Origin of the sequence: Kitasatospora sp. NPDC048715 (genome assembly GCF_043198905.1) — a bacterium.
Lineage (GTDB): Bacteria > Actinomycetota > Actinomycetes > Streptomycetales > Streptomycetaceae > Kitasatospora > Kitasatospora lactacystinica.
In genome coordinates, this window is the sequence record NZ_JBICVH010000005.1 from 141,933 (window position 1) to 153,884 (window position 11,952).

General features: G+C 74.5%; 9 protein-coding genes and 2 pseudogenes. 7 read left to right on the forward strand and 4 right to left on the reverse strand.

Going from position 1 to position 11,952, the window contains the following annotated elements:
* The first annotated feature begins 338 nt into the window (after window positions 1-338).
* Window positions 339-1,349 (forward strand): helix-turn-helix domain-containing protein, encoded by a 1,011-nt coding sequence (locus ACGFSC_RS11550; protein WP_359913208.1) that lies wholly within the window; start codon window positions 339-341, stop codon window positions 1,347-1,349.
* A gap of 267 nt (window positions 1,350-1,616) precedes the next feature.
* Here ACGFSC_RS11550 and ACGFSC_RS11555 read toward each other — a convergent pair whose 3' ends face one another.
* On the reverse strand, window positions 1,617-1,910 hold the full coding sequence (locus tag ACGFSC_RS11555) for a hypothetical protein (RefSeq protein WP_359913205.1): 294 nt from the start codon (window positions 1,908-1,910) through the stop codon (window positions 1,617-1,619).
* 375 nt (window positions 1,911-2,285) lie between these two features.
* Between ACGFSC_RS11555 and ACGFSC_RS11560 the strand changes: the two genes are divergently transcribed.
* The 6 genes from ACGFSC_RS11560 (at window position 2,286) to ACGFSC_RS11585 (ending at window position 7,099) form a co-directional block, all read left to right on the forward strand.
* A complete protein-coding gene (locus tag ACGFSC_RS11560; RefSeq protein WP_359913202.1) occupies window positions 2,286-2,822 on the forward strand; it encodes an EF-hand domain-containing protein in 537 nt (178 codons plus the stop codon).
* Window positions 2,819-3,952, forward strand: a complete 1,134-nt coding sequence (locus tag ACGFSC_RS11565) for an isocitrate/isopropylmalate family dehydrogenase (RefSeq protein WP_359913199.1) — start codon at window positions 2,819-2,821, stop codon at window positions 3,950-3,952. The genes ACGFSC_RS11560 and ACGFSC_RS11565 overlap by 4 nt, the downstream gene beginning before the upstream one ends.
* Window positions 3,949-4,584: an isochorismatase family cysteine hydrolase gene (locus ACGFSC_RS11570; RefSeq protein WP_359913196.1), complete on the forward strand. Its 636-nt coding sequence runs from the start codon at window positions 3,949-3,951 to the stop codon at window positions 4,582-4,584. Before ACGFSC_RS11565 ends, ACGFSC_RS11570 begins: the two co-directional genes overlap by 4 nt.
* Window positions 4,585-4,649: 65 nt before the next feature.
* Window positions 4,650-5,582: an SAM-dependent methyltransferase gene (locus tag ACGFSC_RS11575; protein WP_359913214.1), complete on the forward strand. Its 933-nt coding sequence runs from the start codon at window positions 4,650-4,652 to the stop codon at window positions 5,580-5,582.
* An 82-nt stretch (window positions 5,583-5,664) separates the two neighbouring features.
* A complete protein-coding gene (locus ACGFSC_RS11580; RefSeq protein WP_359913194.1) occupies window positions 5,665-5,922 on the forward strand; it encodes a hypothetical protein in 258 nt (85 codons plus the stop codon).
* A 391-nt stretch (window positions 5,923-6,313) separates the two neighbouring features.
* Entirely contained in the window at window positions 6,314-7,099 is a 786-nt protein-coding gene (locus tag ACGFSC_RS11585) for an MHYT domain-containing protein (RefSeq protein ID WP_359913191.1), read from the forward strand.
* Between the two features lie 224 nt (window positions 7,100-7,323).
* On the opposite strand, the pseudogene ACGFSC_RS11590 reads toward ACGFSC_RS11585, so the two are convergent.
* The 3 genes and pseudogenes from ACGFSC_RS11590 to ACGFSC_RS11600 form a co-directional block, all read right to left on the reverse strand.
* A pseudogene (locus ACGFSC_RS11590) lies at window positions 7,324-7,449 on the reverse strand (carbohydrate-binding protein); the annotation flags it as partial.
* A 12-nt stretch (window positions 7,450-7,461) separates the two neighbouring features.
* Window positions 7,462-9,360 (reverse strand): annotated as a pseudogene (locus ACGFSC_RS11595) (M4 family metallopeptidase); the annotation flags it as partial.
* 287 nt (window positions 9,361-9,647) lie between these two features.
* Entirely contained in the window at window positions 9,648-11,456 is a 1,809-nt protein-coding gene (locus tag ACGFSC_RS11600) for a hypothetical protein (protein WP_359913188.1), read from the reverse strand.
* Window positions 11,457-11,952 lie beyond the last annotated feature (496 nt).

Consider the following 11,952-nt stretch of genomic DNA (forward strand, 5'->3'; position numbering starts at 1 on the left):
CGCCCTCCGCTCGACTCCGGGGCGCACGTCACGGGACCACTTGCGGCCCAGAGCTGAGGTTCTATCACAACGAACCATCAGTGGTCTGTACCAATCAGGTCACGGTCCTTCCCGTACAACCCGAACCGCCCCCGCCGTGTCGAACTGCCGCGAGGAGGAGGAACGACGGGGCGGGGCGGCAGCCACGCCGCCGGACGCCGAGGAGTCCGTCAAGTGCGGGGCCGCGGGGGGGGGGACCTGCCGGCCCGACAGGGTAAATCGCGTGAGAGAGGACGGAGTTGTCCGTGGGGGTGGAAGTGTCCATGGGGGTGGAAGTTTCCGTGGGGGTGGAAGTTTCCGTGGGAACGGAGAGCACGGCCGGGGGCGACGGTCCGTCGGCGGAGGAGCGTTTCGAGCACTGGCGGGACCTGGTCGGACGGACGCGGGTCTGCGACGCGACCAGCGCGCACGTCGACAGCTTCACGGCGCAGGTGCGTCGGGTCGAGCTGGGGCCGGTGGCGCTGCTGGGGACGTCGTTCCCGTCGGCGAGGTTCCGGCGGACCGAGCGCATGGTGCGCCAGTCGGACGAGGAGCTGTACCACCTGACGCTGCTGACGGCCGGCGGCCAGGCCCTGAGCCGCGCCGACGACCAGCGGGAGACGATCGGGGTCGGGGACCTGACGATCGTCGACAGCTCGCACCCGTACGACGTGCGGTGCTTCGGCGCCGGCGACCCCGGCCAGGAGCGGTTCGGGGCCGCCGGCGTGGGCGTCGACCTGCCCGCCTCGCTGCTGCCGGTGCCCCCGGACCGGCTGCGCGACCTGCTCGGGCGCGGGCTGTCCCGGCGGGAGGGGACGGGGGCGCTGCTGGCGGAGTTCCTCCTCGGCCTGGACGGCCGGGCCGCCGAGCTGACACCGGCGGAGGCGTGCCGCCTCGGGACGGTCGTGGTCGACCTGGTGGGGGCCTGGATCGCCGGGGAGCTCGACGCCGTGAACGCGCTTCCGCAGGACTCCCGGCAGCGGACCGTGGTGGAGAGCGTCCGGGCCTTCGTCCGGCACCACCTCCACGACCCCGGCCTGACCCCGCCGGTGGTCGCCGCCGCCCACCACATCTCCGTCAGCCACCTGCACCGGCTGTTCACCCGGCACTCCCAGGGCGAGACCCTCGCCGCGTTCATCCGCGGCCAGCGGCTGCGCAAGGCCCACCGCGACCTCGCCGACCCCGCCCTGCACGCCCTGTCGATCCAGGGCGTCGCCGCACGCTGCGGCATCCCCGGCGCCTGCGAGTTCAGCCGCGCGTTCAAGGCGGCGTACGGCCTCTCGCCCCGCGAGCACCGGCAGCGGGCGCTGTCGGCGGCGGCGCGGGAGTAGCCGCGGGGCGCGGGACGGGTGCCCGGCCCGCGGGCGGTGACCGCTGCCGGGCGGCACGGCCCGGTCGCCCGAACTCTCCCCGGACTCCGCCGAGTTCGGGGAGAGTTCGGGCGACCGGGGATCATGGGCCGCGCACGTCGGCGGCCCTCGACGCGGACTGCCGGGATCCCCGCACGGCGGGAATCCCGGCAGTCCTCCAGGGCTCCCTGGTGGCTGGGGGCGGCTTCTCGGCCTGCGGGCCACTCAGGGGCGAACGGTCCGGGCCGGTCAGGCCAGGGAAACCGACCCGCGGTAGAGCGAGGAACCCACGCTGGTGCAGTACGCGTAGCTCCAGGAGCCGCCACCGACCCGGCGCAGGTCTCCGTACACGGTCTGGCCGCTGTTGCACAGGGCGACGGCCCGGAAGTAGGTGGCGCCCTCGGAGCAGTACGCACCGAACGTGTTGCTGTCGCTCCAGGTGGAACAGGAAGTGTTCGTCGTGGTCGCCGACGCCGGCGTGGCGGCAGCGATTCCGAGCGTGAGCGAGGCCGCGGCGACGGCCGTTGCCGCGAATTTGCGCATCTTGAGCATCGAATTCCCCTCCCGGACAGGGCAGTCCGCTTTCGGGCGAAGGCGGCTGCGTCGTGAACGAGGCTAGAACGGCGCACTCCCCGGTGAACGGTTCCGCGCGGGCGAGCGGACGCGGTGCCAAGAGCCTGCGACGCTGTGCACAATCACGGACGGATTCCCCCGGGACGGCCCGGTCGGGGGCGCGCGGGTCAGCCTCACTACCTGTCCAGCCGACCGGGGCGTCATGCGCGAGGGGGCGCATTGCCCCCGATCGGGTGGTCCGGCCGTGCTTCGCGCGCCGGTGGCCCGGGCGGGGCCGGATAGTGGAGCGGTCGCCGAGGCACGGGCCCGGCGTCCCTTCGTCCGGGAAACCCGAGGTGTACCGCCATGCCCACGTCCGCAGCCACCGACCGTGTCGGGCTCGTGTTCTCACTGTTCGACGCCGACGGGAACGGTGTCCTCGAACCCGCCGACTTCGACCTGATGGGCAGCCGCGTCGTCGCGGCGCTCCCCCGGGCCGGCGAGGACGCCAAGAACCGGCTGCTCGACGCCCTGCGGCACTACTGGCACACGCTGGTGACCGAGCTGGACACCGACGGCGACGGGCGGATCAGCCCCGAGGAGTTCACCGCCGTGGTGCTGGACCCGCAGCGCTTCGACGCCACCATCGACGAGTTCGCCCGCGCGCTGTCCACGCTGGGCGACCCGGACGGCGACGGCCTGGTCACCCGCCCGGACTTCCTCGCCCTGATGACCGCGATCGGGTTCGACGACCGGAACATCACGGCGCTGTTCGACGCGTTCGGCCCGGTGGACGGCGACCGCGTCCCGGTCGCGGTCTGGGCGGAGGGCATCCGCGACTACTACCGCCCCGAGAAGACCGGCATCCCCGGCGACCACCTGGTTCCCGGGGCGGCCCGGTGACCCCGGTCGCCCACCAGGGCGCCGGCCCGGTGCCGGCGCCCGCCGCCGGGCGGCCCGCGGTCGGGCTGGCGGTGGGCCGGGGCACCGGCCCGGAGCTCGCCGCCGTCTTCGAACGCGTCCTGCGGGTGCTCACCGCCGACCACCCGACGGGGGTGCGGATCGTGCGCTCCCCGCGCCTGTACCACTCCTACGTCTCGCTGCGCGCGCACGGCGGCCCCGCCGACGTCCAGGAGCTGACCGGGCAGGACGCGGAGCACTACGAGCGGTTCTGCCGCGACCTGGCCGCCGGCGGCACCACCGCGGTCTTCCGCACCGCGATCAACGCCCAGTCCCTGTACCTGGTGCGCCGTCGCCTGTGCGCCGTCAAGGTGGACCTGTTACGGGCCGGAGAAACGTCCCTGCTGCTCGTCCGCGACCAGGCCCAGGGCTTCTACACCGGGGAGAACCTGCACACCCCGGGAGCGGTCACCCGCACCCTGTCCTTCAGCCGGGAGACCACCGGGACCGTCGTGCGCCACGCCCTGGAGCGGGCCCGGCGCGAATGGCCCGACGGGCGGATCGACCGCATCGTCATGGCCTACAAGTTCCACCTCCTGGACGGCGCGTTCGACACCTGGGTCGCCGGGATCGCCGAGCGGTTGGGCGTACGGATCGAGGTGTTCCAGCCCGACACCGTCAACCGCAACCTGATCACCCACGGCCTGCCGGAGCGCACGCTGCTGATCGCCGGGAACGAGTGGGCGGACATCATGCACGTGGTCCTGCTGGACCGCTTCGGCGCCCAGCGGCAGGAGAGCCGCTGCACGGAGAACGTCTGCCTCGACCCCGGCGCGGCCGGGCTGGTCGAGTACCAGACCGTGCACGGCTCCGCCGACGACCTGGCCGGGCGCGACCTGGTCAACCCGGTGGCCACGGTCCGCGCCGCCGCCCTGGTCGCCGAGCGGCACGCCGGCGTCCCCGGCGCCGTCCGGGCGGTCGAGGCCGCCCTCACCGCCCTGGACGACAAGGACGTGCGCACCCCGGACCTCGGCGGCCGGCACTCCACCACCGCGGTGGTCGACGCGCTGGTCGACGTCCTCGACCCGCCCGGTGCCGCCGCGGGTTCCACGGCCCTGGTGGGCGAGCCGTGACCGGCCCGGCGGGAACCGCCCTGGTGGTGGTGGACCTGCAGAACGACTTCTGCGCCGGGCCGGTGGCCCGGGCCCGTTTCGGCGGCGACGGCGCCGTCCTGGAGGCCGTGGTCGCCAACAGCGTCCGGGCGGTGGACCGGGCCCGGCGCGCGGGCGTGGAGGTGGTGTTCGTCCGCTTCCTCGGCGACACCGTCCACCAGGGCGCGGCCTGGCGCGCGCGGGACCGGCGCCTCGGCAAGGAGCCGAAGTGCCTGGAGGGCACCTGGGGGGCGGAGTTCCACGGGGTGGCCCCGGCGCCGGGCGAACGGGTCTTCACCAAACGGGCCCGTTTCGACGCCTTCCTCGGCGAGGGCCCGGGCGAGGACCTGGAGGAGCACCTGCGCGCGGGCGGCACCGGGCACCTCGTGCTCGCCGGGCTCTACGCCGACGTCTGCGTGGACTCCACCGCCCGCACCGCCTTCCAGAAGGGCTTCCACCTCACCGTCCTGACGGACTGCACCACCTCCCTGCACCTGCCCTGCGACGACGTCCTGCGGTTCATGCGCGTCCTGTACGGCGCCCGCACCACCACCGGTGACGACCCCGCGGCCTGGACGGCGCCCGCGCACGAGGAGGAACCGTGCACGCCGTAGCCGCGCAGGCCGTGGCCGGGCACGCCGAAACCGGGCGGGCCACCGCCGCGGCCCCGGCCCGCGGCGTGGCCTCCGGGGTGGGCCGTACCGCCCTGCTGGTGGCGGCCGCCCGCGCCGTCGAGACCCACCGCCCCGACGCCCTGGCCCGCGACCCGCTCGCCGAGCTCTTCGTCCGCGCCGCCCCCGCCTCGGCGCACTGGCCGCTGCGCCCCGAGCAGGTCCCCGGCGGGGACGCCGACCCGCTGTGGGGGCGCCTCGGGCGCTACTTCGGGCTGCGCACCCGGGTCCTGGACGACCACCTGCTGGCCGCTGTACGGGGCGGCGCCCGCCAGATCGTCCTGCTGGGCGCGGGCCTGGACTCCCGGGCCTACCGGCTCGACTGGCCGCCCGGCTGCGTCCTCCACGAGATCGACACCGACGAGGTGCTGGCCTTCAAACGGACCGTCCTCGACGCGGCCGGCGCGGCTCCCGCCGCCGAGCGCCGCCCCCTGGCCGCCGACCTGCGCGCCGACTGGGCCGGGCCGCTGCTGGCGGGCGGCTTCGACCCGGCGGCGCCGACCGCGTGGCTCGCCGAGGGGCTGCTGCTCTACCTCCCCGCCGAGGCCGAGCGGCGCCTGATGGCCACCGTGCACCGGCTCAGCGCGCCCGGCAGCACCCTCGCCTACGAGCTCAAGGACGTGGCCGCCGAGCCGCCGGCCGTGCGCACGTCCCCCGTGTACGTCGCGGCCCGGCAGCGGCTCGGCATCGACCTGCGCGCCCTCTTCGACGCCGACCCCCGCCCCGACTCCGCCGCCCGACTCGCCCGCCGGGGCTGGACGGTGACCGTGCGCAGCCCGTACGACTTCACCGCCGTGCACGGCCGCGGCCCGCTGCCGGAGCCGAACGACGCGCTGGCGGCCAACCGCTGGGTCTTCGCCGCCCGCCCGGGGCCGTCGGGAGGCGGGGAGGCCCCGGGCGCCGGTCCGCGCCGGCGGCCGCCCGTTCCGGGGCCCCGGTAGGGGCGGGCCTTCGAACGCCGTCGCCGGCCGGTGCGGGCCCGCCGGCGCGGACCGCCCGGGCCCGCACGGGAGAATGGGCCGGGTGACCAGCACTCAGCCGCTCCCCCGGGGCCTCACCGCCCTGATCCCCGTCGCCCCCGCACCGGCCTCGCCCGGTGAGCGGGCGGCCTCCCAGCTCCTCCATCTGCGCAGCGTGGAGGTGCCCCTGCCGCTCCTGGTGGCCGCCGCGGAGCTGATCGCCCCGCAGCTGGAGAGCGAGGACCCGGTCACCCGCGAGGCCGCCGAGGCCGTCCAGGCCCGCCTGCGGGCCGTCATCGCGCAGGCCGCGCTCGGGCGGTAGCGGGCGGCCCCGTCCCCGGCGCGCCGCGGGCCGGATTTTCCGCGCGGGTGAATTCCGCGGCGTTTTCCGTGCACCCCGCCGTTCGGCGGGGGCACCCCCGCCGTCGGACGGAATTGTTCAAGGTGTTTCACAAAAGGGAAATTGACGCCCCCATCGCGAAAACGGCCTGACCCGGCGCAATGTCGATCATGAACCACCGCCATCGGCGGATTCCCCTGAAAACCCCTCAGCAATTCCGCCGGCCGCCGATTTCGCGGAATCAAATTGATCGCTATACGATCCATCGGGAATCGGATCCTGATCCCCCGCCGGAACGGCAACCCCACAGCCGCCGGCGCCCCGGGCAGGAGAGCACTCCGCCCCCCTCCGCAAGAACGCACCCCAGGTGGCCATGCATCCCCACACCGCCCACATCGACGGGTTCCACTACGGCTGGATCAACCCGCTCCTGTCCTACCTCATCGCCTGCACCGGCGCGGCGCTCGGACTGCGCTGCACCGTACGGGCCCTGACCCTGCCGCCGGCCCGCCGCCTGGGGTGGCTGCTGCTGTCCGCGGTCGAACTCGGCTGCGGCATCTGGACCATGCACTTCATGGCGATGATGGGCTTCGCCGTCACTGGCTCGACCGTCGTCTACCGCGTCCCCGAGACCCTCGGCAGCCTGCTGCTGGCCGTCGTGGTCGTCGGCGCCGGCGTCCTGTACGTCGGCTACCGCCGCAGGACGACGGCGTCCCTGCTGATCGGCGGCACCGTCACCGGCTGCGGTGTCGCGGCCATGCACTACCTCGGCATGTCCGCCATGCAGGTCGAGGGCGAGGTCTCCTACGACCCCGTGCTGGTGGCCGTCTCCATCGCCATCGCCGTGGCCGCCGCCACCGCGGCGCTGTGGATGACCCTCAACATCACCGGCTTCGCGGCCTCGCTGGCCGCCTCCCTCGTCGCCGGGGTCGCGGTCACCGCCATGCACTACACCGGGATGGCCGCCGTCTCCGTCCGACTGGACGAGCGGTTCCGGGCCGACGGCCTGCCCGCCTCCCAGTTCGTCGTGCCGCTGGCCGTCGCCATCATGGCCGTCATCGCGATCGGCGGGTTCGTCCTCACCCTCTCCCCGCCGGAACCGGTCGACACCCCGGCCCGGGAGCCGCTGCGCGTCAAGCTCTTCGACCGCAGCACCTGACCACCGCAGCAACCGACCGCCGCGCCGTGGGCACGGCGCGCCGACGCGCCCCGGGGGCGGCCCACTGTCCGGGCCGCCCCCGGGGCTTCGGTGCGCACCGCGGCATCCCGGGGCCCTCTCCCCGGGACCCCTCCGGCATCCGTCGGCGCGCACGGCCGCGCCGCGGTCCGTCCCCCTCGACGGGCCGCGGCGCAGCGGCTTCACGGGGTGTCAGCGCGAGCCGGTCACACCTGCTGCCAGAGCGCGGGGACGTTCGGCGGCTCCCAGCCGACCAGGGCGGTGTGGCCCTGGAGGCAGCGGTAGCCGACGCCGTTGTAGGTCACGACGTCGCCGGCCTGGTAGGTGGTGCCGGCGGTCCAGGTGCCGCCGGGGTTGGGCGAGTCCTTGCCCACCGTCAGGCTGTACTGGGCGGTGTGGGTGGTGGTGCCGGCGGTGCCGGTGACGGTGATCTGGTAGGTCCCGTTCGCCGCGCTCGCGGAGGCGTTCAGGGTGAGGGTGGCGGAGGAGCCGGCCTGGACCGAGGAGGGGTTGAAGCTCGCGGTGACGCCGGACGGCAGGCCGGAGGCGGTCAGGGCGACGGTCTGGGCGGTGCCGGAGGTCACCGCGGTGCTCACCGTGGCCGTGGTGGAGGCGCCGGGCTGGACGGAGCCGGAGGCCGGGCCGAGGGAGAGCGAGAAGTCGTTGCTGCCGTTGTTGGTGCAGGTGGGGTCGCCGGTCTGGGCGGGGACGCTGACGGCATCCCAGGCGGCCTTGGCGCGGTTGAAGAAGGTGCAGGTCGGGTCGAGGTTCTTGGCGGCGGTCAGGGTGGCGGTGCGGTAGCGCTTGTAGGTCATGCCGCTGGTCTTGAGGAGCATGCCGCCGTAGAAGACCCGGCCGGCGTCCTTGATGCCGATGCCGGTGACGGAGGAGTTGTTGCAGGTGGGGCTGGTGGGCTTGCCGCCGCCGGGGTTGGAGCCCTCGGCGAGCAGGTAGAACCAGTGGTTCAGCGGGCCGGCCGCCGCGTGCTCCTCGGTGTTCGGGATGGACGCCGAGTAGCAGTTGGGGTTGTTGCTCACCAGCGAGGGGTTGTACATGTTGCGGATCGGGCCGTTGCCGACCAGGTTGATCATCTCGCCGACGGTGTAGTCGGGGGTGTCGTAGGGGGCGGGTTCGTTGGCGTAGGCCTCGGTGAGGGCGCCCATGATGTCGCCGGTGGCCTCGCCCAGGCCGGACTCGTTGTTGGCGCCGCCGGGGGTGTACTGGTCGATGCCGTGGCCGAACTCGTGGCCGACGACGTCGATGGAGGCGATCCACTTGTTGGCCTGGCTGTGGCCGATGGATATGGTGCTGCCGTCCCAGTAGGCGTTGACGTCACTGAGGCCGACCTTGACGGGCCAGCTGCCGCCGTTGCCGTTGTGGCCGTTGCGACCGAGCCAGTCGCGGAGCATGTCCCATTCCTTCTGGGCCGCGAACATCGCGTCGCCGCAGCCGGTCTCCTTGCTGGAGGCGCTGCCGGTGCCCCAGGAGTCGCTCGACTTGGAGAAGACCTGGCCGGTGCCGTAGTCGGCGCAGGACAGGCCGGGGCGGTTGGGGTCGCGCAGCGTGTAGGAGCCGCCGGAGGCCGTGGTGGCGATCGTCGGCGAGGGGCCGTTCCACTCGCTGTTCAGGGTGCCCGCGTGGACGTCGTCGTAGCTGTCGAGCACCTCGCCGGTGGTGGCGTCGACGAACACGTGCAGGCGGCTGGGGGCCGGGCCCTTGTGGCCGGCGAGGACGGTCTCCCAGGCCAGGCGGCTGGTGCCGTCCTTGACCCGCACCACCAGGCGGCGGGACTCGACGGTGTCGACGGAGGCCGCCTTGCTGCGGGCGGTCCGCTCCGCCTGTTCCGCACTGATCCGGGCGGTGGTGGAGGTGCCGACGGGGCCGGTGGCGGCGGACTGCAGGGCGCGGACCGTGCCCCGGGAGTCGGCGAGGACGACGGCGTCGCCGCCGACCACGGGCAGCCCGCGGTAGCTGCGCTCGTAGGCGACGGAGTAGAGGCCGTCCACCCAGGGGGTGACGGCCTTGCGCTCGTAGGTCTCGTCGCTGCCCTTGGCCAGCGCGTCCAGACCGGCCGTCACGGCGGCGTCGGCGGCGCTCACCGCGGCGGCCAGCCCGCTGGGCGGGGCCGGGGTGGTGTCGGGTGCGGCGGTGGCCGGCCCCGCGGTGGCGGCGATCATGCCGGCCAGCACGGTCAGGGCGGTCGCCGCGGTCAGCAACCTTCCTGCGGAAATCCTGCGTTGCATCGGGGCTCCTCGCGTGTGGGGGTCCTCGACCGCGGACGGCAGGCTGGGGAGGCGTCGCGGGGCCGCCTCTGGAGGGGACGGCCGTGCGGGCCGTCCGCGCTCGGGTGCCCGAACCCTCACACGGCGTCATGGCCGGGTCAATGGCTGGTGCGCGTGAGGCGCCGGGTTGGCAAATTCCGTCAAGCCCGCAGGGGCGGGCCTGCGTCAAGCTGGGCTTTTCCCGAGGTGGTTGAGACCACGTCAGGGGTGACGGAGAGCGATCGGACGGGCGGTGGCGGGACCGGCCGTCAGGGCCGGGCGGGTGCCGGGTCCTGGACGCGCCCCTGCAGGGCCTTGGACAGTTCGGCGACGCAGGAGGCGAGTTGTCCGGTCGTCAGCTGCCCCGGGTCGCCGCCGCACCCGGCCGCCGGTGCGGCCGGCGTCGGGGCCGCCGTCGGGGCCGGAGTCGGGGCCGGTGTCGGGCGTCCGCCGGGCGCGGTGATGTCGCCGCTCAGCGACACCAGGTTGGGGGTCACCGTGGCGTCGCCCGACAGGTCGATGTAGTCCTGGGTCTGCCCGTTGAAGTCCACGAAGCCGCGCCACATGTCCCGGCCGAACGGGACGATCTCCTGCAGCGCGCCGCCCTGCCCGGCGCTGATGGTGATCGAGGTCTGCTGCGCCATGTACGACACCATCCGGCTGGCCAGCACGTCCAGGTTCACCGACGGGCTGTCGTCGCCGCGCACGTACACGTGCAGGTCGTTGAGGCCGCCTCCGACCCGGTCGGCCTGCAGGACGGCGAAGGCCACCACCAGTTGCGAGGAGCTCTCCCGCGGCACCAGCGGCGTCACGTAGTACAGGTGGCCGTCCGCCCTGGAGCGCAGCAGGAACTCGCCCGGGTTGACGGCGTTGGTCGACGCCGAGGTGTGCGCGTAGCCGAAGCCGCGGTCGTCCTTCGCACCGCGGCCGCCGAGCCACTGGATCTCGTGGATCTGCGAGCGGACCACCGAGGCCGGGTAGACGGCCCCCGGCAGTTCGCCCGGGGCCACGTCCGCCCGGTACGTCATGCTCGGGCGGCCGTCGGGCGAGCCGCGCAGCACCAGCACCCCGGCGGGTTCCAGGACGGTGCGCTGGTGCCAGCCGGTCTGCCGGGCCACCGAGATCACCACCACCGGCTGGGCGGTGCGGGGGTCGGCGCCGTCGCAGTAGCCCCAGATGTCCTGGTCGCTGTGGACGAGGTCCGGGAAGCGCTCGGCGAGCAGGTTGCGCAGGCTGACGGCCCCGGTGCCGGCGAAGGCCCGGCCGAAGGCGTGCTCGCCGCGGAAGGCGCAGGTGGTGACGGAGTTGGAGCGGCCGTCCCAGACGGCGACGCCCTCCATCGGCTGCTCGCCGGAGCCGTCCAGGACGGCCGTCCACACGCCGCCGCCCGGCGAGGCGTCGGGCAGGTAGTGCAGGCTGTGGCCCATCAGGTGGACCCCGGAGGTCAGGCCGGCACTGTCGGTGAGCGCCTTGGTGGCCGCCGCGTAGGAGGCGGTGCGGGCCTCGAAGTCGAAGTCCGGCATCGGCGCGGTCTTCACGCAGGCCGGCACGTCCGCGGTGCCGACCAGGTCGCAGCGGGTGCCGTCGCCGGCGCGGGTGTGCTCGGTCACCGGCAGGACCGAGCGCGGTGTGCCGGCCCCGCCGGCGGGGACGTCGAGCACGGTGGCCGCCGCGTAGAAGCGGCCCTCGTCCTTGTCGTCGTCCCACAGTCCGGTGCCCGTGCGCACCAGCGAGCCGGCCACCGCCAGCAGCACCGCCGCCAGTGCCAGGCGCACCCGCCACCCGCCGTAGCCGGCCCCGGACTCCTGCGCGACGTACGCGACCACGCCCACCGTGCCGCACAGCCCGATCGCGACCCAGAGCCAGAACAGCGGCGCCGCGTCCAGCACGCCGCCGTGCGGGAGGAACTCCCGCTCGATCAGCAGCAGGTAGCTCTGGTCCTGCTGCCCGAACCCGCCGAACACGGTGTGCTTGACCAGCCGTACCAGCAGCGCGACCAGCGGCATCCACAGCCACCAGACGACCAGCGCCGTCAGCCCGCGCCGCACCACGCCCCGCCGGACATCACTCTTCGTCACACGCCACCCCTGTCCCCGCCCCGGCCGCCCGCTGCCCCGCGCGCCGGTCCGCGACCTGACGGCGGGCGTCCGATGGTACGCGCCGCACCGCCCCGGCCGCCGGGATATCGCACGGCCAACCATGGGCCCGCCCAAGGGGTTTGCCGTCCGGCGGCCTCTCCCGGGCCGCGCTCCCGGCGGCCCGGGCGCCGCCTGCGGGGGCCCGGGCTCCCGCGCCGGGGCCGGGGCGGGCACCGGCCGGGCCCGCCGGGTCCGGCGGCCGCCGCCGGGCCCGCCGGTAGCGGACCGTGACGGGACGGGAACCCTCAGCACTTGACAGTCTCTTGCCCCGAGGCGCGTACTGGAACAAGGACAAACAGCAGACAGGGCCCTGTGCTCCAGGATTCCGTTCGATCTCCGCGGCCGGTGCGAAGCGGCGACAGGGCGTCGGGATGCTCCGCACCCCCGCGTCGTGCTCGGCCCGGTGCCTTCGACGGGCCCTTTCGTGTGCCGGTAC

Bases quoted from the DNA above. Each gene is read 5' to 3' on its own strand.
- ACGFSC_RS11585 (WP_359913191.1), top strand. From the start codon at position 6,314: ATGCATCCCCACACCGCCCACATCGACGGGTTCCACTACGGCTGGATC.
- ACGFSC_RS11555 (WP_359913205.1), bottom strand. From the start codon at position 1,910: ATGCGCAAATTCGCGGCAACGGCCGTCGCCGCGGCCTCGCTCACGCTC.
- ACGFSC_RS11560 (WP_359913202.1), top strand. From the start codon at position 2,286: ATGCCCACGTCCGCAGCCACCGACCGTGTCGGGCTCGTGTTCTCACTG.